The sequence below is a fragment of the Actinoplanes sp. NPDC051411 genome, assembly GCF_040682075.1.
Classification (GTDB): Bacteria; Actinomycetota; Actinomycetes; order Mycobacteriales; family Micromonosporaceae; genus Actinoplanes.
On the sequence record NZ_JBFBAD010000078.1, the window covers coordinates 1 to 26,690 of the forward strand.

Consider the following 26,690-nt stretch of genomic DNA (forward strand, 5'->3'; position numbering starts at 1 on the left):
TGAAATCGGCGAACGTGTCACCGGAGCACGGCAGTTCATGAATGACATCCGCCGCCTCCCACAACCTCCAGCTCAACAAACCATCCAGCCCTGGGTGCCGGTGGGGCTTGGCGGTCACCTGTCGGGTTTGTGGTCTGGCTGCCGCGCTTCTGGTTGCGGGACATCTGGGTTCTCACCCGGGCGGGCCTGGGTGGTGGGTCATGCGGGCAGAGACCGTGCCGGTTGCGGTTGTCCCTCTGGGTGGGGGGCTGGGGTAGGCGGGCTTCCGGCGGGTTCGTGGGTTTCGCCAACCGCGCTGATTGGGGGAACGTCGACCGGGCGTCTGGGCTATGAGAGGCGAGGCAACCCGAATTCCGGCAACGGGCACAGCCCGAAACGGTGGCTACCGAGGTCGGCGACGTCGATCTGGTCGTGCCGGCGGGACCGGGCCGGATGACGATGCGCGACATCGGACCCTGGGCACCGAGTTGCCGTATCTGATCAACGCTGAGCCATTTTCATCCTGCGTAGCGGTTGGCTTCGACGTGGTGCAGCACGAGGATGGCCTGCACCATCGCGGTCGCGCGGCGCGGGCAGCAGCGCAGCTTGGCCAGGATTTTCCAGGTCTTGAGCGTGGCGATCGCGCGTTCACCGCGAGCGCGGATCTTCGCGTGCGCGCGATTCACGGCCTTCTGCCGGTGTGACAGCTTCGGCCGGTAGCGGCGCCGCTTGAACGGCGTGCGCACGCTACCGCGCGTGCCCTGATATCGCTTATCCGCCGAAGGTCATCACATCCGCGCTGGTCAGGGTGTCGATGATGCCGTGAGAGCGGGCGGTGCTCAGATCGTGGGTCGAACCTGGAGGGCTGGTGACGCCCACACGAGTCGACCGGCCGCATCGGCGATGACCTGCACGTTGACGCCGTGACGCTGGTGCTTGCCGGAGTAGTACGGCTTCGGATCGGTGACGCGGTCGATCGGGATCAGGGTGCCGTCCAGGATCGCGTAGGCCAGCAGCTGGATGCGCCGCATCGCGGTGTCAAGGTCATCGGTGGCGGCGCTGAGCAGCAGGATTGCTTCCTGCGCGTAGCGCCTGGCCGTAGTCACGCCGATCTCGAAGCCGGCGGCGAGGCGGGTGTAGGTGTCGCCGTTGCGCAGATGGGCCAGGGCGAGCAAGGCCTGTCGTCCTGGGTTCAGGCGCCGCCAGCGGGATCGGCGCTGCTGGCGGTGGGTGGAAAAGGCTCGCTGTGTTGGGTATCCACGCGGATGCGGCTGGTCGAGCTGGCGGCCGGGCCGCACTGGTCGCTTGAACCCGCCGCTGCTGGAGCCCGGCACCTACGCCATCGACGAGGCCGCGCACGGCCGTGACGCTTCCACCCTTCGACGGTCGTCCGAGAGGTAGGTGAGGAGCAGGTCGATCGCGCCGCCGATCCGTTTGCGCTCCTCGCCGACTGGGACAGCGCTGCGCCCGACACTCGACAACGCGGCTGGGGGACCAGGCCGATCCGGCCCCGGCCCGAACTCGTCGCCACCCGCTGGGGCGTCCGAGGCCTGAAAGAGGATCTTTTTCGGGACGATCCATCGGCCTGATCGGGCGCCCGCCGTCCCTGTGCCATAGACGCGGGCCGCTGTCGGCCTGATCCCGGCGCGACCGTACGCTTCTGCCTATGGCTGGATCACCCGCGAAGAGGTTCGCCGAGATCGGATCGGACAAGCCGCCGACCGGCCCGCGTGCCGGGATGGGCACGGCGATCGTTCTGGGTGGGAGCGTGGCGGGGATGCTCGCCGCGCGTGTGCTGGCCGATCACGCCGAGACGGTGGTGGTGATCGAGCGCGACGCCGTGACCGCGGGCGCCGACGAGCGCCGCGGTGTGCCGCAAGGCTTCCAGGTGCACGCGCTGCTGTCCGGCGGCAGCCGGCAACTCGAGCGCTTTTTCCCCGGGTTCATCGGGCGTGCGGTGACCGCCGGGGCGAGCCTGGTACCGCCGGACCAGCAGGCGATGTACACCGACGGCGTCCGCAAGGTTCTCGGGGCCGACATCAGCCTGCTGAGCGGGACCAGGCCCTTCCTGGAGGGCCGGATCCGCGCCGAGCTGCTGAAGCTGCCGAACGTCAAGGTCGTCACCGGTCAGGTCACCGGGCTCGAGATCGGCGAGACGGCGGTGACCGCCGTGCGCTACGAGTCGGACGGCGTCGCCGGGCGGGAGCCGGCCGATCTGGTGGTCGACGCCATGGGCCGGGCCAGCCGGCTGAGCGCCTGGCTGGAGTCGGCCGGCTGGGAACGGCCGCCGGTGGTGCGCGTGCCCACCGGGATCAACTACGCCACCGCGTTCTTCCGCCGTCCACCGGGCGAGCACCAATACGGGACCGCCCTGGCCATCCCGAGCAACCTGCTTCGCAAGGAGGTCGGCGGAGCCGTCTTCTCCGCCGTCGAGGGCGACCGGTGGATCGCGATGATGGGCGGGTACGGCGACCTCCGGCCGGGCAGCACGGCCGAGGACATGATCCGGCGATTCCGGACCGAGCTGCCCGAGCCGTTCGGACACGTCGCGGCCAACGAGATGGTCGGCGACGTGGCCACCTACCGGCAGGCGGACAGCCGCCGCCGCGATTTCTGGGCGTGCGAGCGCCTACCGGCCCGGCTGGCCGTGGTCGGGGACGCGGTGGCCTCGTTCAACCCGCTGTACGGCCAGGGCATGAGCTCGGCCGCCCTGCACGCGTCGGCGCTGTCGATGTTCCTGCGGTCGAGTCCCGACCTCGATGCCCCGGCCCGGGACTTCCTCGCCCTCCAGCGCGTGATCGTCGACGCCGCGTGGCAGATCTCGGCCTCGGAGGACCGCACCGGGCCCGAGGAGGGGGCCCGGACGCCGGTCGGCGACCGCTTGGCCCGCCGGATCGTCGACCTGATCATCCAGGCGTCGATCACCGACACCGCGGTGAACGCGGCCTTCCAGGAGGTGACGCAGATGCTGCGCCACCCGAGCACACTGGCCGGCCCGGGCGTGGTGTGGCGCGCGTGGCGGGCCCGGAAGAATCCGCTGCCGGCGCCGACGCCACCGCTGGGTTGAACACCATGACGGCGGTCGCTCAGGTGACCGCCGTCCGGTAGGTCCGGGGACGCGTCCAAGCCGGCCGCACGAGGATAGCCGGCTCGTCCCCGGGAAGGCCCACGCCGACGGCGGAGACCTGGTCGACTTCGTTCCCCGGAGGACGACCAAGGCGAGCGGGTGGTCGATCAGGTCGGCTTGCGGGTCGAGCAGGGATCGCCACCCGGCCGCGACGTGGACCGTCCGCGTCAGTACGTGGTCCGGGCGGCGTAGTTGAGGATGGCGTTGAACCGGGGCCCGTAGTAGCCGGCGTGGAGCAACCGGGAATGGGGCCCGGTCAGATCGGGTGGACCGAGGACATCGGTCAAAGTGGACAGTGGGCTGGGAAACGCCCGAGTGGCGGCCCGGCGATGGAGATCATCCAACCCGAACCGCCACGGGGGAGGGGGACCCGGGACGCGGGGCTCAGCTGGCGACCAGTCGGGCGCGGATCGCGCGTACGTCAGGAGCCGCAAGCGCGAGGCGCGCCGATGTGCCGAGCCGATCGAGGAGGTCGCGGAGCCGAACCCGTCACGACGGCTTGATCGGGGCGGTGCTCTCGCGGACGACCAGCTCGGTGGCCAGCTCGACCCGCGGCGTCTCGACCGTCTCGCCGCGGGACAGCCGCAGCACCGTGCGGGCGGCCAGCGCTCCCATGTCGGCCAGCGGCTGGCGGACCGTGGTCAGCGGCGGTGACGACCAGCGGGCCTCGGGCAGGTCGTCGAAGCCGACCACGCTCAGGTCGTCGGGCACCCGCAGGCCCCGCAGGCGGGCCGCCTCGTAGACGCCCAGCGCCATCTGGTCGCTCGACGCGAAGACGGCGGTCGGGCGGTCCTCCCGTTCGAGCATGCGGTCGGCGGCCGCGAAGCCGCCCTCGTGGCGGAAGTCGCCCGGCTCGATCAGGCGGCGGTCGACGCGGATGCCGGCCGACTCGAGCGCCGCCCGGTAGCCGTCGAGCCGCGCCCGGCTGCACAGCAGGTTTTTCGGGCCCTCGACGATGCCGATCCGGCGGTGGCCGAGCGAGATGAGGTGTTCGGTGGCGGTGCGGCCGCCCGACCAGTTCGTGGCGCCGATCGTCGGAACGTCGGCCGCCGCCCCGCCCGCCGGGTCGATAATGACCATCGGGACGTTGAGGCGGTGCAGCTCGGAGTGGACCGGGCCGGCGCCGTCGGAGATGACCAGGATGACGCCGTCGGAGGCGCGGGCCCGCAGATTCTGCAGCCACTGGCGGGTCGACGCGGTGCGGCGGTGCACGGCCGAGACCACCGTGCCGACGCCGGCCGCGTGGGTGACGTCCTCGACGCCGCGGATGAGCTCGACCGCCCACGGGCTGTCGAGGTCGTGGAAGACGAGGTCGATGAGACCGGCCCGCAGCGGCTGCCGAGAGTTACGGGGACGGTAGTCGTGCTCACGGAGAAGCATCTCGATTTTGTCGCGGGTCTCCGGGGAGACGTCGGTGCGCCCGTTGAGCACCCGTGACACGGTGGGAACCGAGACCCCGGCCGCTTCCGCGATTGTCGCGATGGTGACCCGTCGTCCGCCGGAGGCCATCCGCCACTCCCTGCCTAGGTTCCACGATCGTGCTTAAGTTCCGAGATGCGGGCTGAAACTTTCGAGCCTGGCTGACGAGTATGACACAAGTGTGGCGGAGTGGCGGCGCTCCGTAGGTCTGAGGTTGCGCCCTTCTGGGTACATCGATGAAATGCCCGCCCTCGTCGCCGCCCGCTACCGCCTCGGCGCTCCCGTCGGCCGCGGTGGCATGGGCCGCGTCTGGCGTGCCCATGATCAGGTACTCGACCGGGACGTCGCCGTCAAGGAGATCGTTCCACCGCCGGGGCTTTCGGATCCCGAGGCGGTCCACCGGCGTACCCTCCGGGAGGCCCGGGCGACCGCCCGGCTCAGCCACCCGGGGGTGGTTCGGGTCTTCGACGTGCTCGAGGTCGACGGCGGCACGTGGATCGTCATGGAATACGTGCCGTCGCGGTCGCTGCAGGAGGTGCTCCGGGCCGAGGGGCCGCTCCCGCCGCGCCGGGTCGCCAAGATCGGTCTCGACCTGCTCGACGCGCTCGTCGCGGCGAACCGGGCCGGCGTCGAACATCGCGACGTCAAACCGGCCAACGTCCTGATCGCCGACGACGGGCGCGTCATGCTGACCGACTTCGGCATCGCCGCGATCGCCGACGACCCGTCGAACAGCACGTCCGACGCGTTGATCGGCTCGCCCGAATACATGCCGCCGGAACGCACCAGGAGCGAACACCTCGGCCTGCCCTCCGACCTCTGGTCGCTCGGCGCCACCCTCTACGCCGCGGTCGAGGGCCAGTCACCCTTCCACCGGCCCACGGTCGCGGCGACACTCACGGCGATCACCGTCTCGCCGCCCGACCCGCCCCAGCAGGCAGGACCGCTGGCTCCGCTCCTGGAAAGCCTGCTGCAGAAGGACCCGGCCGACCGGCCTTCGGCCAAGGACGCGGCCCGGATGCTGCGTTCGGCCGCGAGCGGCGCCTACGGCCGGGCGTCAATTCCGCCTCCGGATGTACGCGACGGGACCGCGCCCGGCCCGGCTGCGCCCGTTCCCGGCCCGTCTACTCCCGGAGGGCCGCAGGAGAATCCCGGCCCGGCTGCTGTCGGAGGGCAGCCGGAGCACCCCGGCCCGGCTGCAGTCGGAGCGGAGCCGGAGCACCCCGGCCCGGCTCTTGCCGGAGGACAGTCGAAGGAAGCCGCTCAGCCGGCAGATCTTCCCGCAGCGGACGCCGAGCCGGCGGGGGCCGCCGCTCGGCCCGCGGCTGATGAGGGGCCAGCGCCGGCCGTTCTTCCCGCGGCTCGGCCCGACGCTCTTCCCGCGGCTCAGCCCGTGGATGCGGCTCAGCCCGTGGATGCGGCTCAGCCCGTGGATGCGGCTCCGCCCGTGGATGCGGCTCCGCGCGTGGATGACGTGGAGCCCGCAGGAACTGCCCGGCCCGTGGTCGACGTGGAGTCGGCGGCGGCTGCCCTACCTGCGGCCGACGCGGGGCCGGCCAGGGCCGGCCTTCCCCCGGCTTACGTGGAGCCGGCGAGGGCCGCCCTTCCCTTGGCCGACGAGGAACCGGCCCCGGACGTTCTTCCCGCCGAGGGTGGGGAGAAGGCGCCGTCCGCTCTCTCCACGGGCCGCCGGAAGTGGATGGCAATGGCCGTGATCGTCCTGTCGATTCTCCTGGTCGCGGCGGCGGCCCTCTGGATCGTCAACCTTCAGTCCGCTGGCCGTCCGGCCCGCCCCGAGGCGTCCCGCGCACCGACCGTTTCCCCGTCCGCGGCGGCTTCGGCCTCGTCCTCTCCCTCGTCCGCGCCGTCGAGCCCGTCGTCATCCACCCCGTCGTCGCCGCCGTCGTCCACCGGTTCCTCCGCCGGCTCGACTACAAGCCGCCCCGCCCTACCCGCCGGCTGGCACGACTACCACGACAAAACCGGCTTCCAGGTCTACGTCCCCAACGGCTGGAGCCGCTCGCAGAAGGGCACGATGGTCTACTTCCGGGGCGACGGCCGGGTGCTCGGCATCGACCAGAGCGACCAGCCCAAGTCCGACCCGCTCGCCGACTGGCGCGAGAAGTCGGCCTACCGCGTCTCGAACGGCGACTTCCCCGGCTACCATCTGATCCGCCTGGTCGCCGTCAACTACCTCAAGAAGTCGGCCGACTGGGAGTACACCTTCGACGGCAGCGGCGCCCGCCAGCACGTCGACAACCGCAACATCCTCGCCTCTTCCCACCAGGCGTACGCCATCTACTGGCAGACCGCCGACTCGGCATGGTCGGCGCACAAGGACGACCTGGCCCTGATCTACGCCAGCTTCCGCCCCAAGTGATCGTCATATGACAGATGCTGTGGCCCGCCCGGCCGCGCGATGATGCCGTCCATGACCACCGAACTCCCCGCCCCGGCGCGCGCGGCCCTCGACGCCGCCAACGCCGGCGACACCGACGCGTTCCTGGCCTGCTTCCCGGACGACGGCATGGTCGACGACTGGGGCCGCCACTTCCGCGGCCACGAGGCGATCCGCCGCTGGAGCGACCGCGAGTTCATCGGCGTCCACGTGTCGCTGGACATCACCGACGTGACGACCCATCACGCCCACGCCAACGAGGTCACGGTCACCGCGCAGGTCGGCGGCGACGGCTTCAACGGCCCGTCGCACTTCACCTTCCGCACCGAGGGCGACAAGGTCGAGCGCATGACCATCCGCGCCTGATCAGGAGTGGGCGCGCGGGAGCCTCCACCCATGCATCGACGTCAGCTGTTATCGGCTCGTGAGAGTGGCCGTGGAGCAGGCTTTTCCCACCACCTGGCGCCACCGCACCAGGCCCGTGGTGACGGCGCGCGCCGCCGCAGCACTCACCCTGGCCGTCGTCACCGCGTGCGCCCTCGCAGTCCACTTGGAAACCGTCTGCCGCTGGAAGTCGATCAGCCCCACGGTGTCGATCGCGGACGGGAACGGCTCGTCGGTTGAACAGCCGCACGGTGACGGACCGATAGTCGGCGAAGTTCGGCTCGACGAGCGGATGCCAGTTGATTTCGCGTCGGCGTAGACCGCGCGATCAACGACCGCGTCACCCGGCGAGGCGCGCGCCGCATGCTTCATCACCGGGATGGGCTTGGTCACCACGTCCTGGTGCGGATTGCCGGCCGGCGGACTCCCACTCTGCCCTCCGTCGATCAGTTCTTTCTTGTGCCCGGTCTCGCCCAGCGCCTGAGTCGGCAGCGGTCTGGCGCTGACGGTTCGGGCTACGGGCGGACCAGGTCGGTGGGGTCGATCGCGAAGGGGAACGGTGCGTCGGACTTCAGGATCTCGCCGTGGCTGGCGACCGCCTGCTCGGTGTAGCGGGCACCGTCGAGGCGGTAGAGCCGCAGGGTGATCGAGCGGTAGTCGACCATGTCGGGTTCGGCCAGGAGGTACCAGGGGATGCCGGCCGAGGCGTAGTCGCGAAGTTTTCGACCCGGTTGGATGGCGACAGGATCTCGCTGACCAGGAGAACGTCAGCGGCGTCGGCCAGGTTTCCGACGAAGTCCATCGTGCCGACGACAAGGTCGGGGATCACGATCTTCCGCGGGTTCAGGCGAACGTTGATGGCCTCCCAGTAGAGCAGGCCGGCTGCTTCGGCCGCGCGGTACAGAGCGACCATCATTCAGAAGTCGAGGAGGGTGGTGGTGCTGATGGTCAGGGGGAACGGCTGCTGGGCGGTCAGCGTCTGGCCGAACTGGGCCGTCGTGTGGCGGAGGTAGGCGGTGCCCTCGCGGTGCAGCAGGTGGAGGGTGACCGTGGTGTAGGTGGCGAAGTCGGGCTCGGCCAAGAGGTACCAGTTGATGCGGGCCTCGGCGTAGAACGGGGCCCGGGCGGCGGCGCTGATGCCCGGGGAGGCGACGTCGGCGACGAGGGTGGCCTCGGGGGCGCGGTTGATGGCGGTGACGCGGCCGAAGCGGCCGACCGCCACGTCGGGGGTGAGGATGAGGTTGGGGCTCAGCTGGAGGTTGGGGCCCTGGACGGTCTGCAGGCCGGTGCCGCGGGCCGCCGCCGAGAGCTGGTTGGCCAGGAGCCAGGCGATCTGGTTGTGGGCGTTGTTGGGGGACGGGTTGACCCACAGGCCGTGGTCGACGTGGAGGCCGCCGTCCCAGAGCTCGATGCGGTCCTTCGAGGCCTGGAGGACCTGGAAGGCGTCTTCGGTCCAGAACGAGGGGTGCGCCATGACTAGAGGGTCGCATGACTAGCTTACGGGGGTCAACGGGGGGATGACCGGGGCGGTGCCTGGGCGGCCACGGCCAGCAGGCCGGCGATCGCGGCGTGGTCGGTGCTGATCAGGCCGGTTGTGACGCGCAGATGGGGCGCTCCGGGGCCGACTGTGAAGGCGGCACCCGCGGCGGCCGCTATGCCGTTGGCGGCCAGGGTCAGCAGGGCGGCCTGTTCGTCGCGGACCGGGAGCCAGATGTTGAGGCCGTCGCCGGGCGGCAGGACGATCCCGTGGTCGTTCAGCGTGGCGAGAACCGTTGCGCGGCGGTGGGCGTACGCGTCTCGCGCATGCCGGACGGCCGCGACCGGGCCGGGGAGGGTGAGCAGCCGCAGGAGCAGGGTCTGCAGGAGGCGGCTCGTCCAGCCCTGGCCGAGCAGGCGCCGCTCCAGGATCGGGTCGAGCACCGTCGACGGGCCGCTCACCGCGGCCAGCCGCAGGTCGGGCCCGTGCGACTTGGAGAAGCTGCGGACGTGCAAGGTTCGGGACGGCAGGAGGCGGCCGAGTGACTCCAGGCCGGAGGAGGCCACGTCACCCGCGGAGTCGTCTTCCACGACGTACGCCCCGGAGCGCGCGAGCACCGCGGCGAGTGACCCGGCCCGGGAGCCGGACCACGACGCGCCGGTGGGGTTGAGGGCCCGGGGTTGCAGGAAGACGGCGGCCGGTCCCTCGGTGAGGGCCGACGCGAGCGAGGAGGGTACGGCGCCGCAGGCGTCGGTCTCGACCGGGACCACCCGGACGCCGAGCGCCTCCAGCAGGTCGAGCAGCGGCGGGAAGCAGGGGTTCTCGACGACCGCCCGGTCGCCGAGGCGGAGCAGGCCGGAGGCGATCTGGTCGATCGCGTCCATCGCCCCGTCGAAGATCGCCAGCCGCTCGGGCGGATGGGGCCAGGTCGTTCGGAGGAACGATTCCAGCTCGGGGAGGACCGGCTCGTCGAGGTAGCTGCTGGGCGACGGCGACGAGAGCGGAATGTCGGCGAAGAGCGGGAGGAGGGCGGGATCGGGTACGCCGGTCGAAAGGTCCAGCGGGAAGCCCGACCGGCCCCGCAGGGCGGCCCGGTAGCGGCCCGGCCCACCGGACCGGGAAGGCGCGACGATCGTGCCGCGACGTCCGTCGGTCTGGATGGTGCCGGCGCGGCGCAGAAGCTGCCAGGCTGCGCTGACCGTGGTCGGTGACAGCTGAAGGTAGGTCGCGACCTCGCGGATCGGCGGCAGGCGGACGCCCGGCGCGAGGGCGCCGTCGCCGACCGCTCGCCCGACGGCGTCGGCGAGACCCCGGGCGGTAGGGGAGCCCAGCCGATCGCGGAGGTCGGAAAGCATTTTTGTGACAGTACAGAGCGCCGATTGTGACGTCTACGGTTGTTACGTAGCCTCCGGGCATGGAGCGAATCGAACACTGGATCGGCGGCGTCCCGGCCGCCGGCACCTCGGGCCGGGTCGGCCCGGTCTTCAACCCGGCGACCGGCGAGCAGATCGCCGAGGTCGCCCTCGCGTCGGCGGCCGATGTCGCGCGGGCGGTAGAGAAAGCCGCCGAGGCGGCCAAGGGATGGCGCCGGGCGTCGCTGTCCAAGCGCTCGGCGGTCCTGTTCAAGTTCCGCGAGCTGCTGGCCGAGCGGGCCGGCGACCTCGCCGCGATCATCACGCGGGAGCACGGCAAGGTGCTCGCCGACGCGGCCGGCGAGATCGCCCGCGGCCTGGAGAACGCGGAGTTCGCCACCGGCATCCCGCACCTGATGAAGGGCTCGTTCTCCGAGCAGGCCTCGACCGGCGTCGACGTCTATTCGATCCGGCAGCCGCTCGGCGTGGTCGCCGGCATCACGCCGTTCAACTTCCCGGCCATGGTGCCGCTCTGGATGTGCGCGACGGCGATCGCGGCCGGCAACGCGTTCGTGCTCAAGCCGAGCGAGAAGGATCCGTCGGCGTCGCTGTTCCTGGCCGGGCTCTGGAAGGAGGCGGGCCTCCCGGAGGGCGTCTTCAGCGTCGTGCACGGCGACAAGGAGGCGGTCGACGCGATCCTGACCCACCCGGCGATCGCCGCGGTCAGCTTCGTCGGGTCGACGCCGATCGCGAAGTACATCTACGAGACCGGCACCGCGCACGGCAAGCGGGTGCAGGCGCTCGGCGGGGCCAAGAACCACATGGTCGTGCTGCCCGACGCCGACATCGAGTCGGCGGCCGACGCGGCGGTCAGCGCGGGCTACGGGTCGGCCGGCGAGCGCTGCATGGCGATCTCGATCGTGGTGGCGGTGGGCGAGGTGGCTGCACCGCTGGTCGACGCGATCGCCGCGCGGCTTCCGAAGCTCCGGATCGGCGACGGAACCGACCCGGCCTCGGAGATGGGGCCGTTGGTCACCGAGGCTCACCGGGACCGGGTCCTGTCCTATGTCGCGCGCGGTGAAGCGGAGGGCGCTGTGCTCGTCGCTGACGGCCGCGCCGCCGACCTGCCGAAGGACGGCTTCTTCCTCGGGGTCACCCTGCTCGACAACGTCACGCCGGAGATGGACGTCTACCGCGACGAGATCTTCGGGCCGGTCCTGGGCGTCGTCCGCGTCGACACGTATGCCGAGGCCGTGGCCCTGATCAACGACAACGAGTACGGCAACGGCACCGCGATCTTCACCCGGGACGGCGGAGCGGCCCGGCAGTTCCAGTTCGACGTCGACGCGGGCATGGTCGGGGTGAACGTGCCGATCCCGGTCCCGGTCGCCTACTACTCGTTCGGCGGCTGGAAGGCGTCGCTGTTCGGCGACACCCACATGTACGGCCCGGACGGCATCCACTTCTTCACCCGGACCAAGGTCGTGACCTCCCGCTGGCCCGACCCTGGAACGTCGTCCGTCGATCTGGGGTTTCCGCGCAACAGCTGAGGATTACGCGGCCGCAAGGGCCGCTTAACGCCGATTCCGTTTCGAATTTGGAAAATAGTTTCGGATTCCCTTGTCTTCAGTGGTTCGCATGTGACAGGGTCTCGTCCGTCGTCGTGTGGGGGCTGTCACAGACAGTCCTCTAACCGGAGGTCTATACGTGAGCACCTCGCTGCGGAACTTCGTCGCCGGGAAATACACCGACACCGAGGGCGGTCAGACGTCGCCGGTGATCGATCCCAGCACGGGGGAGGCGTACGCCGAGGCGCCGGTGTCATCGGCGCGCGACGTGGACGCGGCGATGGCCGCGGCCGAGGCGGGCTTCGAGGTGTGGCGTGACGCGACGCCGGCCGAGCGGCAGCGGGCGCTGCTGAGGATCGCGGACGCGGTCGAGGAGCGGGCCGAGGAGATCATCGCCGCCGAGTGCCGTAACACCGGCAAGCCGGTCGAGCCGACCCGGGCCGAGGAGATGGCCCCGCTCCTGGACGAGCTGCGGGTCTTCGCCGGTGCGGCGCGGATGCTCGAGGGCAGGTCGGCGGGCGAATACCTGCGCGACCACACGTCGTACGTGCGGCGCGAACCGATCGGCGTGTGCGCGCAGATCACCCCGTGGAACTACCCGATGGTGATGGCGGTGTGGAAGTTCGCACCCGCCGTCGCCGCCGGCAACTCGGTGGTGCTCAAGCCGTCCGACACCACCCCGGTCAGCACGCTGCTGCTGGCCGAGATCGCGGCCGAGTTCCTGCCGCCGGGCGTGCTCAACGTGGTCTGCGGTGACCGCGACACCGGCCGCGCGGTGGTGGCTCATCCGGCCCCGCAGCTGGTCTCGATCACCGGCTCGACGCGGGCCGGGATGGAGGTGGCGGTGGCGGCCGCCGCCGACCTGAAGCGGACGCATCTGGAGCTGGGCGGCAAGGCGCCGGTCGTGGTCTTCGACGATGTCGACATCGAAGCGACCGCGGAAGCCATCGCCGGCGCCGGATATTTCAACGCCGGACAGGACTGCACCGCCGCGACACGAGTATTGGTGCAGGCGGGGATAGCGGACGACTTCACCGCCGCTCTGGCCGCAGCCGCTAAAGCGCTGAAAGTCGGACCCGACGGATATTTCGGTCCGGTCAACAATGCGGCCCAGCTCGCGCGAGTTCAGGGCTTCCTCGAGCGGACCCCGGACCACGCGTCGGTCGTCACCGGCGGCAACCGGATCGGCGAGCGCGGCTACTTCCTCGAGCCCACCGTCGTAGCCGGCTTGCGGCAGCGCGACGAGATGATCCAGGACGAGGTCTTCGGCCCCGTGATCACGGTCCAGAGGTTCGACGACGAGGCCCAGGCGGTCCGCTGGGCCAACGACGTCCGGTTCGGGCTGAGCGCCAGCGTCTGGACGCAGAACCACGGCCGCGCCATGCGGGTCTCCCGCCGCCTCGACTTCGGCGCGGTCTGGATCAATACGCACCTGCCGTTCGTGTCCGAGATGCCGCACGGCGGCTTCGGGCACTCCGGGCACGGCAAGGACCTGTCCATGTACGGGTTCGAGGAGTACACCCGGATCAAACACGTGATGAGTTACCTGGGCTGACCGGCCCAATAACGTTTCCCCGGCGCGAAGAGGTACCCGAAGATGACCACCCCCCAGCAGAGCGTTGCGAACACCCGGCCGCCGAGCGGCCGGACCGGCGAGCACCCGGCGATCCAGTTCGTCGGCGTCAACAAGGACTACTTCGCGCACGGCGAGTCGGTGGCCGCCGTGAAGACCACCGACCTCTCGATCGGCCAGGGGGAGTTCTTCTCGCTGCTCGGCCCGTCCGGCTGCGGCAAGACCACGACCATGCGCATGATCGCCGGGTTCGAGGAGCCGACCAACGGCAAGGTCCTGCTCGACGGCCGGGACGTCACCGGCGTCACGCCCAACAAGCGCGACATCAACATGGTGTTCCAGTCGTACGCGCTGTTCCCGCACCTCAACACGGTGCAGAACGTGTCGTTCGGGCTGGAGCGCAAGAAGGTCGCCAAGGACGAGATCCGCCGGCGGGTCGCCGAGATGCTCGAGATCGTCTCGCTGACCGGCATGGAGAAGCGCTCGCCGAGGGAGATGTCGGGCGGCCAGCAGCAGCGGGTCGCGCTCGCCCGGGCCCTGGTCAACCGGCCCCGCGCGCTGCTGCTCGACGAGCCGCTGGGCGCGCTCGACCTCAAGCTGCGCCAGCAGATGCAGGTCGAGTTGAAGCGCATCCAGCGCGAGGTCGGCATCACGTTCGTCTACGTCACCCACGACCAGGGTGAGGCACTGACCATGTCGGACCGGATCGCGGTCATGAACTCCGGCGTGATCGAGCAGCTGGGCTCGCCCCGGGAGATCTACGAGCGGCCGGCGACGCGCTTCGTGGCCGGCTTCATCGGCACGTCGAATCTGGTCGAGGGTCACGTAGAGCGAGTGGAGAACGGTTACGCCCTGTTGTCGTACACGGTGCAGGACCGGGTCATCGTGCCCGTCCCGGGCACCGTGCGGGCGGGGGACAAAGTCGAGGTCTCGATCCGTCCCGAAAAGATCGACATGCATCGGGGGGTACCGCCGACGTCGGCTACGGGCGGCAGTGTCCTGTCAGGAGTCGTTACCGAAGTGGTCTACCACGGAACGTCGACGAACTATACGGTGTCGACCGCGGCCGGAGCTGATTTCACGGTCTTCGACCAGAACGCCTCCAACGCCGAGGACCTCGCTGACCGCGGCGACCGTGTGCACCTGACCTGGGACCCCCAGCACTCATACCCGATCGGAGTCTGATGTCTGCGTCGAACTTTCCCGACCCGTCCTTGGTCCGCGGCCTCACCCAGAGCCGGTTCGGCCGACGGGACCTCCTGCGCGCCGGCGGCCTCGGGGCGCTCGGCATGACGCTCGCCGCGTGCGGCGTCAAGGGCAAGGGCAAGCCGTCCGCCTCCGTCGCCCCCGACGCCGTCGCCAAGTTCTGGGCCAACAAGACCAAGAACGGCCACGTCGACTTCGCCAACTGGCCGCTGTACATGGACCCGAAGCACCCCGAGCTGAAGAAGTTCACCAAGGAAACCGGCATCACGGTCAACTACCAAGAGGTCATCCAGGAGATGGGCCCCTGGTTCGCCAAGGTCCAGCCCCAGCTGTCGGCCGGCCAGTCGATCGGCTACGACCTCATGGTCATCACCAACAGCACCCAGTTCACCCAGTTCGTCGACTCCGGGTTCCTGGCTCCGCTCGACCACAGCAAGATGCCCAACTTCGCCAAGAACGCGGCACCCAAGTACAAGGCCGAGGCGTACGACAAGGGCAACGTCTACAGCGTTCCGTGGACGTCCGGCATCACCGGCATCGCGTACGACCCGAAGCACGTCGACGTACCGCCGACCAAGATCGCCGACCTCTGGAACACGAAGTACAAGGGCAAGGTCGGCATGATGTCCGACCCGCAGGAGCTCGGCAACTTCGGTCTGATGGCGCTCGGCATCAACCCCGACACGTCGACCGAGTCGGACTGGGAGAAGGCGGCCGACCACCTCAAGCAGCAGAAGGACGCCGGCATCGTCCGCAAGTACTACGACCAGGGCTACATCGACGCCCTGGGCCGCGGCGAGGTATGGATCACCCAGGCCTGGTCGGGTGACATCTTCCAGAAGAACCAGTCCGACGGCACGGACTTCAAGTTCGTGATCCCTCAGGACGGCGGCACCCTCTGGACCGACAACATGACGATTCCGATCACCGCCAAGAATCCGGTCGACGCCATCGAGCTGATGGACTTCTTCTACCGGCTCGACAACGCCACCTCACTCGCGGAGTACATCGACTACGTGGCGCCGGTGCCGGCGTCCAAGGAGCAGATGGTCAAGGACGCCGCGGCGGCCAAGGGCGACGACAAGAAGCTGCTTCAGGACCTTTCGACCAGCGAGGACGTCTTCCCGTCGGACGAGATCTACAAGCGTCTGCACTACTACGTGCAGTTCAAGAGCGTGACCGAGTCGCAGACGTTCAACAAGCTTTTCGAACCGATCGTGCTGGGCTGATATGAACACCTTGAAGAGGCGCCTCGCGCCGTACTTCCTCGTCCTGCCGGGCGGGCTCTGGCTGGTCCTTTTCTTCGCCGTCCCGATGATCGCCATGCTGTCGCTGTCGCTGCAGCAGGGCGACATCGTCACCGGATACACGCTGACCTGGCACTTCCAGACCTATCTCGACGCGATCGGGGACTACCACGTCCAGCTGGTCCGGTCGGTGATCTACGGCCTGATCAGCACGATCATCATGATCGTGCTGGCCTTCCCGATCGCGTACTGGATCGCCTTCCGCGGCGGCAAGAACAAGAACACCTACCTGTTCCTGCTGCTCCTGCCGTTCTTCGTCTCGTTCGTGCTGCGCACCATCTCGTGGGGCATGATCCTGACCGACAACGGGCCGCTGCTCGAGCCGCTCAAGAAGATCGGGCTGCTGCCGGACAGCTACCACCTGCTCGGCACGTCCACCGCGGTGATCGGCGGGCTGGTCTACAACTACCTGCCGTTCATGGTCCTGCCGATCTACGTGGCGGTCGAGCGGATCGACCCGCGCGTCGTCGAGGCGGCCCGCGACCTGTACGCCAATCCGGCGCTCGCGTTCCGCAAGGTGATCCTGCCGTTGTCGCTGCCCGGCGTCTTCGCCGGCGCGCTGATGACGTTCGTGCCCACCAGCACCGACTACGTCAACTCGAGCATTCTCGGCAGCTCGTCGACCACGATGATCGGCCAGGTCATCCAGGCGCAGTACCTCACCAACTCCGACTATCCGACCGCTTCGGCGCTGTCGTTCATCCTGATGGCGGTCATGCTGGTCGGCATCTTCATCTACGCCCGGGTGCTGGGCACCGAGGACGTGATGGAGGTGGCGGCGCGATGAGCCACGCGACCCTTACCCGGCCGGCGGCGCAGGCCGGGCCGGGCCCGGCCCGGAAGACGCGCCGGATCGGCGGCAACACGCTGCTGCACGGTTTCACCTGGCTGGTCATCGCCTGGCTGTTGCTGCCGATCTTCGTGATGATCGTGTTCGGGTTCAACGACCCGAAGGGCCGCTACAACCAGACCTGGGACGGCTTCACGTTCAAGTGGTACGGGAAGCTGTTCGAGATCTCGGAGCTGACCAGCGCGCTCATCACCTCGCTCGTGATCGCGGTGGTGGCCACCGTCGTGTCGACCGCACTGGGCACCGGCATCGGATATGCGCTCGGCCGCTACCGCTTCCGCGGTTCCGGCTCGCTCAACCTGATCATGTTCGCGACGATCTCCTCGCCCGAACTGGTCATGGGTGCCTCGCTGCTGTCACTGTTCGTGTCGCTCGGCGTCGGCCTGGGCGCGGTGACCATCACGATCGCGCACATCATGTTCTCGCTGTCGTTCGTCGCGATCGTCGTCCGGGCCCGGGTCCTGACGCTCGACCGCTCGATCGAGGAGGCGGCCGCCGACCTCGGCGCGACCCCGTGGACCACGTTCTGGAAGGTGACCTTCCCGATCATCCTTCCGGCCGTGTTCGCGGGCGTCCTGCTGGCGTTCGCGCTCTCGATCGACGACTTCGTGGTCACCAACTTCACGGCCGGCACCACGGTGACCTTCCCGCTGTGGATCTGGGGCAGCACCCGGGTCGGCCTGCCGCCCCAGGTGAACGTCATGGGCACCCTGATCTTCGCGTTCGGCGTCCTGGTGGCGCTGGCGATGACCCTCGGTTCCCGCCGCAAGTCGAAGCGGGCCTGATAACTCGTGCGGTCCCTGAAAGACGCGATACCCGAGCCGTACTGGCTCACCCAGGCGGGGGCCCCGGCCCCCGCCGCCCCGCTCGAAGGTGTCGAGACCGCCGATCTGGCGGTCGTCGGCGCCGGCTACAGCGGACTCTGGACGGCCCTGCTCGCCAAGGAACGCGACCCGCACCGCGACGTCGTGATCCTCGAGGCGGGCACGGCCGGCTGGGCCGCCTCCGGCCGCAACGGCGGCTTCTGCGCCGCCAGCATCACCCACGGGTTCGACAACGGGCTGACCCGCTTCCCCGACGAGATGGACACCCTGCTCAAGCTGGGCCGGGAGAACCTCGACGAGATCGAGGCGACGGTCGCCCGGCACGGCATCGACTGCGACTTCCGCCGCTCCGGCGAGCTGCACGTGGCGACCGAGGACTGGCAATGGCGCGACCTGGTCGCCTCGCACGCCGCCGAGGCGGCTCGCGGTCTCGACGTGGTCCTTCTCGACCAGGATTCCGTACGCGGTGAGGTCGCGTCCCCGACCTACAAGGGCGCGGTCTGGGACCGGGACGGCTGCGCCACCGTGGATCCGGCCCGTCTGGTGTGGGGGCTGCGCGCCGCGTGCCTTCGCCTCGGGGTCCGCATCTTCGAGAACACCCCGGTCGAGCGGATCACCGCGGCCCCGGGCGGCCTGTCGCTGCACACCTGGCGGGGCCGGGTCACCGCCGACCGGGTCGCGCTGGCCACCGGCGCCCACGGCCGCCTGCTCCGCCGGCTCCGGCAGTTCATCGTCCCGGTCTACGACTACGTGCTGATGACCGAGCCGCTGTCACCGTCGCAGATGGACGCCGTCGGCTGGCGCAACCGGCAGGGCATCGGCGACGCCGGCAACCAGTTCCACTACTACCGCCTGACCGCCGACAACCGCATCCTGTGGGGCGGCTACGACGCGGTCTACTACAACGGCGGCCGCATCCGGCCCGAGCAGCACCAGCGCGAGGCCACCTTCGAGGTGCTGGCCCGCCACTTCGCGGAGACGTTCCCGCAGCTCGAGGACGTGCGCTTCACCCACAAATGGGGCGGCGTGATCGACTGCTGCAGCCGGTTCAGCGCCTTCTTCGGCACCGCCCACGGCGGCCGCCTGTCCTACGCGGCCGGCTACACCGGGCTCGGCGTGGGCGCGACCCGCTTCGGCGCCAAGGTCATGCTCGACCTGCTGGGCGGCGAACGCACCGAGCTGACCGACCTGAAAATGGTGCGCCGCAAGCCGGTGCCGTTCCCACCCGAGCCGGTCCGCTCCGGCGTCATCCAGCTCACCCGCTGGTCGATCGCCCAGGCCGACCGGCACGAGGGCCGCCGCAACCTGTGGCTACGCACCCTAGACGCGGTCGGCCTCGGCTTCGACTCCTAGACGAGTCAGTCCTAACTGGTCACTGGCTGTGCGGGAGCGCGGTTGTGCCAGAACGCGGTGGTCGTGGCCGGGATCCGTTGGGCGATGTGGGCGCCGACGCCCTCGATGCTGCGCCCGCTGTGCAGTTGGAGGTCGAGGTGGCCTTTCAGCGTGTCGTCGGCCGACTCGATGAGTTGCCGGACGGGTTTGAGCAGGTGCTCTTCGGGGTGCGGGGTCTGGTTTCGGTGTGACGGTCTGAGTAGGCGGGTTCCGCGGTCGGTGAGCCGGCGGTCGAGTTCGGGCCGAAACGTCGCCTTTGTCGGCGATGATCAGTCACGGTCACGTGTGTACTCCTCAACTCAAAGGTTGATCACGTACACAAACCATCTGACACGCCCATCGACACACTTCATCTGTACACGTGTCCACAGCATCCGCTCGCTGGTCGCACGACTAGGGCGTGTATCGAAGTCGGTCGTGCCGGTTGGTGTTCACGGCGTGGCGGTGATCGATAAATAGCGAGGTCTCCGGTAGATGGCTTAGCGACCGAGCAAAACCGGAGACCACCGGAGACCTCGTGATCACCCTTGCGGTGACGGGGCGGCATGTTCTGACCGACTCGGAGGGGGCGGCGTTGGAGCCGTTGCTGCCCGCCGGGCGTCGGTGGGGTCGTGCGCCGACCTGGACGAAACGGCAGCTGATCGATGGGCTCCGGTGGCGGATCGGGGTGGGAGCGCCCTGGCGTGACGTTCCTGAGGGGTATGGGTCGTGGGCGGCGGCGTATGCGTTGTTTCGGCGGTGGCAGCGCGACGGCACCTGGACGCGGATCCTGACCGCGTTGCAGGTCATTGCCGATAGGGCTGGCCGGATCGTGTGGGACGTGTCGGTCGGCTTGATGGCAGCGCGAGCGCATCAGTATGCCGCCGGTGCGTGTAAGAGGGGGGTCTTCAGGCGAACCGCCGGGCGGTGTGACGTGCGAGCCGGCCGAGCATGCCCTGGGCCGCTCGCGGGGCGGGTTTGACCACGAAACTGCACCTGGGCTGCGAGTAAGGCCAGAAGCCGTTGTCGATCGTGCTGACCGCCGGGCAGCGTGGCGACAGCCCTCAGTTCATCCCGGTCCTGCAGGGCATCCGCGTTCCGCGGCCCTGCGGCCGGCCGCGGGTGCGGCCGGAGGGGGTCCTGGCCGACAAGGCTTGCACCTCGCGCGGCGACCGCCGCTATCTGCGCCGTCGTGGGATCAGAGCGACCATCCCGAGCAAAGCCGACCAGGACGCCAACCGGCGCGAGCTCGGCTCGAAGGGCGGCCGACCACCCGCCTTCGACCCCGAGATCTACAAGCAGCGGCACGCGGTCGCGTGTGGCATCAACCGGCTCAAACGCCACCGCGCCGTCGCCAGGCGATACGTGAAACTCGCCGTCCGCTACGAAGCCACCGTAACCATCGCCGCGATCAACGAGTGGCTATGACTTTGATACGCGCCCTAGCCGCAGTCAGGACTTACTCGTCTAGCCGGCATCGCCGCTCGCTACAGGTCGACGCCGGTCAGGACCAGGAGGCGCGGCTCGGTGTAGTCGTCCATCGCACTGGCCACGCCCTCACGTCCGGACCCGCTCGCCTTCACCCCGCCGTACGGCATCTGATCGGCCCGGAAGCTGGGCACGTCGCCGATGATGACGCCGCCGACGCGCAAGCGTCGGTGCGCCTGGAAGGCGATATCGATGCGGCGGGTGAAGACACCCGCCTGCAGGCCGTACGCCGAGTCGTCGATCGCCGCCAGGCCGTCCTCGTCGGAGTCGACCGGGGTCAGCACCAGCACCGGCCCGAACACCTCCTCGGCGTGCACCTTGGCGTCGGCCGGCACATCGGTCAGCACGGTCGGCTCCACGGTCGTGCCCTGGCGGCCGCCGCCGGTGAGAACGCGACCGCCCTTGGCGACCGCCTCGCCGATCCACTGCTCGATGCGGGCCGCCGCGCGCTCGTCGATCACCGGGCCGACGTCCGTTCCCTCGTCGCGCGGATCGCCGGTGCGCAGGGCCGCGACGGTCGCGACGAGCTTCGGGGTGAACTCGGCGAGGTGGTCGCGGTGCACGAAGACGCGCTGCACCGCGATGCAGCTCTGGCCCGCCTGGTAGTTGCCGAACGTGGCGACCCGCTGGGCGGCCGTGTCCAGATCGTCCCAGTCGCGGCAGATCAGTACGGCCGCGTTGCCGCCCAGCTCCAGCGTCACGTGCTTGTGCGGCACGGCGGCCCGGATCCGCGCGCCGACCGGGCCCGAGCCGGTGAACGAGACCACCGGCAGCCGCGGGTCGGCGACCAGGTCGCCGGCGCGCTCGTTCGGGATCGGCAGCACCGAGAACATGCCGGCCGGCAGGTCGAGCCGGGACAGGATCTCGCCCAGCAGCAGCGCGGTCAGGGGAGTGGCCGGGGCCGGCTTGAGGACGATCGGGGCGCCCACCGCCAGCGCCGGGGCGACCTTGTGGGCGACCAGGTTGAGCGGGAAGTTGAACGGCGAGATGCCGAGAACCGGGCCGCGGGGCACCCGGCGTACGAGAGCGATGCGCCCGGCCGCCGCCGGGTCGGTGTCCAGGCGTTGCAGCTCCCCGGAGAATCTCCGGGCCTCCTCGGCCGCCCACCGGAACGTGGAGACGGCGCGCGCCACCTCGGCGCGGGCCCATTTCAGCGGCTTGCCGTTCTCGGCGGTGATCAGCGCGGCGATCTCCCCGGCCCGTCGCTGCAGGCGCGCGCTGACCTCGTCGAGCGCGGCCGCCCGGTCGGCGGCCGACAGCGCGGCGGCCGGTCCGGCGGCTGCGGCGGCCGCGGCGACCGCCTCCTCGACCTGCTCCGGAGTGGCCAGGCTGGTCTCGCCCACCACCTCCGTGTCGAAGGGGTGACGGACAGTCAGGACATCGGCGCTGGTGGCCGGGCGCCCGGCGACGTAGAAGAGGATCACGGCGGCAGCCTACTCTGGGGTAGGGCACGGAAATAGTTGCGAGACCTCTTGCGCACCACGGAATCAGTGGAAATGATCGGGTCTCAAAGGTGGAAGGAGTTGGGGATGCCGACATCGGCCGAACTGCACCAACGGCGGAGCGCGGCCGTCGCTCGCGGGGTCAGCAGCATGATCCCGTCGTACGTGAGCAGCGCGGGCGGCGGCACGATGACCGATGTGGACGGGCGCGAGTGGATCGACTTCGCGGCCGGCATCGCGGTGACCAGCGTGGGCAACTCGGCTCCGGCGGTCGTCTCCGCCGTCCAGGAGCAGGTGGAGAAATTCACCCACACCTGTTTCATGATCGCGCCGTACGAACAGTATGTGGCGGTCTGCGAGGAGCTCGCGGCGCTGACGCCGGGGACGTTCGAGAAGCGGTCGGCGCTGTTCAACTCCGGGGCCGAGGCGGTCGAGAACGCGGTGAAGATCGCGCGCCACGCGACCGGACGGCAGGCGGTGGTGGTGTTCGACCACGCCTACCACGGGCGGACCAACCTGACGATGGCGCTGACCGCCAAGGTCATGCCGTACAAGCAGGGGTTCGGGCCGTTCGCCGGCGAGATCTACCGGGTCCCGATGTCGTACCCGTTCCGCGACGGCGGCCTCGACGGCGCCACCGCGGCCGCCCAGGCCATCGGCCTGATCGAGAAGCAGGTCGGCGCGGCCGACCTGGCGGCCGTGCTGATCGAGCCGATCCAGGGTGAGGGCGGCTTCGTGGTGCCCGCGCCCGGATTCCTGGCCGAACTCGCCGCCTGGACGAAGTCGACCGGCGCCGTCTTCATCGCGGACGAGATCCAGACCGGGTTCTGCCGGACCGGGGCGTGGTTCGCCTCGTTCGACGAGGGCATCGAGCCCGACCTGATCACGACCGCCAAGGGAATCGCCGGCGGTCTGCCGCTGGCCGGCGTCACCGGACGCGCCGAGATCATGGACGCCGTGCACCCGGGCGGACTCGGCGGCACGTACGGGGGGAATCCCGTCGCCTGCGCGGCGGCCCTGGCCACCATCGGCATGATGCGCGAGCTCGACCTGGCGGCGGCCGCCCGGCGCATCGACTCCCTGGCCCGGCCCCGGCTGGAAGCGCTCGCGGCCAAACACCCGGTGATCGGCGAGGTCCGTGGCCGCGGCGCCATGCTCGCCCTCGAACTGGTCAAGCCGGGGGAGTCGGGCCCGTTCGGCCCGGCGCCCGACCCGGCCGCCGCCTCAGCGGTCGCCAAGGCGGCCCACGAGGCCGGGCTGCTGCTGCTCACCTGCGGCACCTGGAGCAACGTCATCCGGCTGCTGCCCCCGCTGATCATCGACGACGACGAGCTCGACCGCGGGCTTTCCCTGCTCGAGCAGGCTTTTCTTTAAAGAGGAGACACCCCTCGTGACCGACCTTCAGTCCCCCGACTTCGAAAAACTCTCCGGTGCCGCCCGCGACCACCTCTGGATGCACTTCACCCGGCTGTCGTCCTACCAGGACAACCCGGTACCCATGATCGTCCGCGGCGACGGCTGCTACGTCTGGGACAGCGCCGGGCGGCGCTACCTCGACGGTCTCTCCGCGCTCTTCGTCGTGCAGACCGGCCACGGCCGGCAGGAACTGGCCGAGGCGGCCGCCAAGCAGGCCGGCGAGCTGGCCTACTTCCCGCTCTGGTCGTACGCGCACCCGAAGGCGGTCGAGCTGGCCGAGCGGCTGGCCTCGCTCACCCCGGGCGACCTCAACCGGGTCTTCTTCACCACCGGTGGGTCGGAGGCGGTCGAGTCGGCGTGGAAGCTGGCCCGGTCGTACTTCAAGCACACCGGCAAGCCCATGAAGACCAAGGTGCTGTCGCGGTCGATCGCCTACCACGGCACGTCGATGGGCGCGCTGTCGATCACCGGCATCCCGGCGCTCAAGTCCGACTTCGAACCGCTGGTGCCGTCGACGTTCCGGGTGCCGAACACCAACTACTACCGGCGTCCCGACGAGTCGATGACCCCCTCGCAGTTCGGTCAGTGGGCCGCCGACCGTATCGAGGAGGCCATCGAGTTCGAGGGCCCGGAAACGGTGGCGGCGGTCTTCCTGGAGCCGGTGCAGAACTCGGGCGGCTGCTTCCCGCCGCCGCCCGGATACTTCCAGCGGGTACGCGAGATCTGCGACAAGTACGACGTGCTCATGGTGTCGGACGACGTGATCTGCGGGTTCGGCCGGCTCGGCGAGTACTTCGGCGGCCAGAAGTACGGGTACACGCCCGACATCATCACCGTCGCCAAGGGCCTGACCAGTGGTTACGTGCCGCTGGGCGCCATGATCGCGTCGGAGCGGCTGGCTTCACCCTTCCTGAAGGGACATAACTGGTTCGCGCACGGGATCACGTACGGCGGGCACCCGGTCGGGTCGGCGGTGGCGCTGGCCAACATCGACATCATGGAGCGGGAAAACCTGTTCTCGCACGTGCGGGAGAACTCGTCGCTCTTCCGTTCCTACCTGGAACGCCTCCTGGACCTGCCGATCGTCGGCGACGTGCGCGGTGACGGCTACTTCTTCGGGCTCGAACTGGTCAAGGACAAGGCGACCAAGGAGACGTTCGACGACGACGAGTCGGAGCGGCTGCTGCGCGGCTTCCTGTCGTCGGCGCTGTTCGAGGCCGGGCTGTACTGCCGGGCCGACGACCGGGGCGACCCGGTGATCCAGCTGGCGCCGCCGCTGATCGCGGGGGAGGCGCAGTTCGCGGAGATCGAGCAGATCCTGCGCTCGGTGCTGACCGAGGCGTCCAACCGCATCTGAGTCGTCCTTGACGTGGGCGGATCACCCTGGCGGGGGTGGTTCGCCCGCTTTGCGCTGGACACGCGGTGCTGCTTCCTGGCAAGTTCCTGAAAGGACCCTATGGTTCAGCTGGCGAGGGTGGGGCGTCGTCGCGTGTCGCGCCTGGCGTGTCTTTGATTTCGCTGTGGTTGATCTAAGTGCGGCCTGGCTTTCGGCTGTGCCCGCCCAAACGCGAAACTCTTCCTCAAATCCGACATTTCCGAAACGGTAGTGTTCCGTCCTGCAACACCGTTCGGATAAACGGAGGAAGACATGTCTGCTCGGCTTTCACTCGGCCGTACCCTCGCGGTCGCCGGTATCGTCACGGCCGTCGCCGTGCCGCTCACCGCCGGCTCGGCGTTCGCCGACACCAAACCGCACCACCCGTCGGCGCCGTCCCACAGGGTGAACCACCACCCGAAGCCGGCCCCGCACCACGACGTGGTCACCACGCTGCGCACCCGGGTCCGCAACGCCCAGGTCCGCATGTCGCCGACCACCGACCGCCACGGCCGCACCCTGTCGGTCCTGCGCACCCCCGGCTCCCGCGTCGCCGTGACCTGCTACACCCTCGGCGCCCGCGAGAACGGCAGCAACACCTGGTACCGCACGGTCGCCCCGGCCCGCGGCTACATCTCGTCGACCGAGGTGGCCCGTCCGGCGCGCCCGGTCGGCCGCTGCAAGTAACACGCACCACGAGCTCCCCCCCGCCGGCCCGGGCAGGTCTCCCTGCCCGGGCCTCGGCGTTTGCCCTGTTCGGGAGCGGCTCCGAGCTTAGGAACCGCCTCGTCCTCGGCGATCGCCGGAGCGCCGGGGCCAAGCGGCCGGCGGGCGCCCTACGACTCGCGGCCGCTCCGCTACTTTTCACCGACTCGGGCAAGGAGCCGTTCCCGGCCCTGCTCGCGTGGCGTGAACGGGGAGAGCGGCAGCCGCCCCCCGATCATCGCCGCGTTGAATTTGCCCCTACGGCCTGTCGATCGCCAGGAACCTGGTCACCCCGAAGCAGGACGGTCCCCAGCTACTCGCCGCCCGGCCGGGGCAGCTGATCGTCGCGGAGAAGGGCTACTTCCCAGCCGACCTCAATCGATGGCCGGCCGACCGCGGGATCCGGCTGCCGCGACCCGCTTACCGCAATCGGAGCCCGCACGCCGCGGATTCGCGGCTGGTTCCATGCCAGCGGACCAGCGCCTGTCCCACGAAACTTCGGCACCACACCAGTGCGCCGGCCGGCCCTGAAACGACGTCAGCCACCTCATGATCCTGGCCTGTCCGCAAGCGGCTCACATAAGACGGCATCTCGTTAGGGGTTGTTGCTGGTGAGTAGTCCGAGGGCTGCTGCGCGGCGGTAGCAGATGACAGCGCATGCGGCGACGGTGAAGGCGATGAAGTGGGAACTCTTGCGTTCGTAGCGTCGGGCCAGGCGTCGGAACCGGGTGATCCATTGCAGGCAGCGTTCGATGACGTAGCGATGTCTGCCGACACGGTTCGAGGATTCGATGCCTTTGCGGGCGATCCGGGCTTTGATCTCACGCCGGGCGAGCAGAGTCCGGCAGCTCTGGTAGTCATAGCCTTTGTCACCGTGCAGTTTCCTCGGCCGTTGACGGGGTCGCCCGATGGGTTGTTTCACCGGTCGGATGCCGTCGACCACGTCGTGGAGCACGGTGTTGTCGTTGACGTTGGCAGCCGACACCACGACGTGCAGCGGCAATCCCTGACGGTCGCTGATCGCGTGGATCTTGGAGCCGGGCTTCCCGGTCTACCGGGCTGGGCCTGGTCAGGTCCCCCTTCGACCGCCCGCACGTGCATCGCGTCCACGCTCGCGCGTTCCCAGTCGATGTGCCCGGCAGAACCGAGAATGTCGAGCACCGCGCCGTGCAAGGCGTCGAACACGCCGTGCTCGACCCATTCAGTGAACCGCCGGTGCGCCGACGGCGTCGAAATCCCGAACGAGGCGGCAGCGCGTCCCAGGCGCAGCCGCTGTGCAGCGCACGTACAGGATCGCTGCCAGCGCGGTCCGGTCATCGATACGTGGCCGGCCACCGCCCTGATGCCGTTTCGGGTGTTCGGGAATCAACGGCTCACTGAGCTGCCACAACGCATCCGGGCAGTATTTGACCACGTCATCCATGCCGAT

General features: G+C 69.6%; 20 protein-coding genes and 3 pseudogenes. 16 read left to right on the top strand and 7 right to left on the bottom strand.

Annotated features, from left to right (window positions below; genetic code table 11):
* Positions 1–497 precede the first annotated feature (497 nt).
* Positions 498–1,313: pseudogene (locus AB0M88_RS34425) on the bottom strand (transposase family protein).
* Between the two features lie 332 nt (positions 1,314–1,645).
* On the opposite strand from AB0M88_RS34425, the gene AB0M88_RS34430 reads away from it, so the two are divergent.
* Positions 1,646–3,046, top strand: coding sequence for an FAD-dependent oxidoreductase (locus AB0M88_RS34430; RefSeq protein WP_364109961.1), 1,401 nt, complete (start codon positions 1,646–1,648; stop codon positions 3,044–3,046).
* 549 nt (positions 3,047–3,595) lie between these two features.
* Here the strand turns inward: AB0M88_RS34430 and AB0M88_RS34435 are convergent.
* The gene (locus AB0M88_RS34435) at positions 3,596–4,615 is read right to left on the bottom strand and encodes a LacI family DNA-binding transcriptional regulator (RefSeq protein WP_364109963.1); all 1,020 of its coding nucleotides are present in this window, start codon (positions 4,613–4,615) and stop codon (positions 3,596–3,598) included.
* A 151-nt stretch (positions 4,616–4,766) separates the two neighbouring features.
* Here AB0M88_RS34435 and AB0M88_RS34440 point away from each other — a divergent pair, with 151 nt between their 5' ends.
* The 3 genes from AB0M88_RS34440 to AB0M88_RS34450 all read left to right on the top strand — a co-directional run bounded on the left by AB0M88_RS34440 (position 4,767) and on the right by AB0M88_RS34450 (position 7,626).
* Positions 4,767–6,905, top strand: a complete 2,139-nt coding sequence (locus AB0M88_RS34440; RefSeq protein WP_364109965.1) for a protein kinase — start codon at positions 4,767–4,769, stop codon at positions 6,903–6,905.
* 51 nt (positions 6,906–6,956) lie between these two features.
* On the top strand, positions 6,957–7,289 hold the full coding sequence (locus tag AB0M88_RS34445) for a nuclear transport factor 2 family protein (RefSeq protein WP_364109967.1): 333 nt from the start codon (positions 6,957–6,959) through the stop codon (positions 7,287–7,289).
* Positions 7,290–7,353: 64 nt separating this feature from the next.
* Positions 7,354–7,626, top strand: coding sequence for a hypothetical protein (locus tag AB0M88_RS34450; protein ID WP_364109969.1), 273 nt, complete (start codon positions 7,354–7,356; stop codon positions 7,624–7,626).
* A 196-nt stretch (positions 7,627–7,822) separates the two neighbouring features.
* On the opposite strand, the gene AB0M88_RS34455 is transcribed toward AB0M88_RS34450, so the two are convergent.
* From AB0M88_RS34455 to AB0M88_RS34465, 3 genes are all read right to left on the bottom strand, one after another.
* On the bottom strand, positions 7,823–8,044 hold the full coding sequence (locus AB0M88_RS34455; protein WP_364110008.1) for a Uma2 family endonuclease: 222 nt from the start codon (positions 8,042–8,044) through the stop codon (positions 7,823–7,825).
* A 179-nt stretch (positions 8,045–8,223) separates the two neighbouring features.
* A complete protein-coding gene (locus tag AB0M88_RS34460) occupies positions 8,224–8,781 on the bottom strand; it encodes a Uma2 family endonuclease (RefSeq protein ID WP_364109971.1) in 558 nt (185 codons plus the stop codon).
* A gap of 32 nt (positions 8,782–8,813) precedes the next feature.
* The gene (locus AB0M88_RS34465; RefSeq protein WP_364109973.1) at positions 8,814–10,139 is read right to left on the bottom strand and encodes an aminotransferase class I/II-fold pyridoxal phosphate-dependent enzyme; all 1,326 of its coding nucleotides are present in this window, start codon (positions 10,137–10,139) and stop codon (positions 8,814–8,816) included.
* A 59-nt stretch (positions 10,140–10,198) separates the two neighbouring features.
* Here AB0M88_RS34465 and AB0M88_RS34470 point away from each other — a divergent pair, with 59 nt between their 5' ends.
* The 9 genes and pseudogenes from AB0M88_RS34470 to AB0M88_RS34510 all read left to right on the top strand — a co-directional run bounded on the left by AB0M88_RS34470 (position 10,199) and on the right by AB0M88_RS34510 (position 20,263).
* Entirely contained in the window at positions 10,199–11,686 is a 1,488-nt protein-coding gene (locus tag AB0M88_RS34470) for a CoA-acylating methylmalonate-semialdehyde dehydrogenase (protein WP_364109975.1), read from the top strand.
* Between the two features lie 157 nt (positions 11,687–11,843).
* The gene (locus AB0M88_RS34475) at positions 11,844–13,259 is read left to right on the top strand and encodes an aminobutyraldehyde dehydrogenase (protein WP_364109977.1); all 1,416 of its coding nucleotides are present in this window, start codon (positions 11,844–11,846) and stop codon (positions 13,257–13,259) included.
* A gap of 42 nt (positions 13,260–13,301) precedes the next feature.
* Positions 13,302–14,462 carry an ABC transporter ATP-binding protein gene (locus AB0M88_RS34480; protein WP_364109979.1) on the top strand — a complete coding sequence of 387 codons (1,161 nt, stop codon included), beginning with the start codon at positions 13,302–13,304 and terminating at the stop codon, positions 14,460–14,462.
* Complete coding sequence (locus AB0M88_RS34485; protein WP_364109982.1) at positions 14,462–15,712, top strand: spermidine/putrescine ABC transporter substrate-binding protein; 1,251 nt, start codon at positions 14,462–14,464, stop codon at positions 15,710–15,712. Before AB0M88_RS34480 ends, AB0M88_RS34485 begins: the two co-directional genes overlap by 1 nt.
* A 1-nt stretch (position 15,713) precedes the next feature.
* A complete protein-coding gene (locus AB0M88_RS34490; protein WP_364109984.1) occupies positions 15,714–16,577 on the top strand; it encodes an ABC transporter permease in 864 nt (287 codons plus the stop codon).
* The gene (locus AB0M88_RS34495) at positions 16,574–17,425 is read left to right on the top strand and encodes an ABC transporter permease (protein WP_364109985.1); all 852 of its coding nucleotides are present in this window, start codon (positions 16,574–16,576) and stop codon (positions 17,423–17,425) included. Before AB0M88_RS34490 ends, AB0M88_RS34495 begins: the two co-directional genes overlap by 4 nt.
* A gap of 6 nt (positions 17,426–17,431) precedes the next feature.
* The gene (locus AB0M88_RS34500; protein ID WP_364109986.1) at positions 17,432–18,817 is read left to right on the top strand and encodes an FAD-dependent oxidoreductase; all 1,386 of its coding nucleotides are present in this window, start codon (positions 17,432–17,434) and stop codon (positions 18,815–18,817) included.
* Between the two features lie 86 nt (positions 18,818–18,903).
* Positions 18,904–19,047, top strand: coding sequence for a hypothetical protein (locus tag AB0M88_RS34505; RefSeq protein ID WP_364109987.1), 144 nt, complete (start codon positions 18,904–18,906; stop codon positions 19,045–19,047).
* A 341-nt stretch (positions 19,048–19,388) separates the two neighbouring features.
* A pseudogene (locus tag AB0M88_RS34510) lies at positions 19,389–20,263 on the top strand (IS5 family transposase).
* A gap of 59 nt (positions 20,264–20,322) precedes the next feature.
* Here AB0M88_RS34510 and AB0M88_RS34515 read toward each other — a convergent pair.
* Positions 20,323–21,747: an aldehyde dehydrogenase family protein gene (locus AB0M88_RS34515; protein ID WP_364109988.1), complete on the bottom strand. Its 1,425-nt coding sequence runs from the start codon at positions 21,745–21,747 to the stop codon at positions 20,323–20,325.
* A 105-nt stretch (positions 21,748–21,852) separates the two neighbouring features.
* On the opposite strand from AB0M88_RS34515, the gene gabT reads away from it, so the two are divergent.
* From gabT to AB0M88_RS34530, 3 genes are all read left to right on the top strand, one after another.
* Complete coding sequence (gene gabT, locus AB0M88_RS34520; protein WP_364109989.1) at positions 21,853–23,139, top strand: 4-aminobutyrate--2-oxoglutarate transaminase; 1,287 nt, start codon at positions 21,853–21,855, stop codon at positions 23,137–23,139.
* A gap of 16 nt (positions 23,140–23,155) precedes the next feature.
* Positions 23,156–24,538 (top strand): aspartate aminotransferase family protein, encoded by a 1,383-nt coding sequence (locus AB0M88_RS34525; protein WP_364109990.1) that lies wholly within the window; start codon positions 23,156–23,158, stop codon positions 24,536–24,538.
* 291 nt (positions 24,539–24,829) lie between these two features.
* Positions 24,830–25,243 (top strand): hypothetical protein, encoded by a 414-nt coding sequence (locus AB0M88_RS34530; RefSeq protein WP_364109991.1) that lies wholly within the window; start codon positions 24,830–24,832, stop codon positions 25,241–25,243.
* Positions 25,244–25,856: 613 nt separating this feature from the next.
* On the opposite strand, the pseudogene AB0M88_RS34535 reads toward AB0M88_RS34530, so the two are convergent.
* Positions 25,857–26,684: pseudogene (locus tag AB0M88_RS34535) on the bottom strand (IS5 family transposase).
* Positions 26,685–26,690 lie beyond the last annotated feature (6 nt).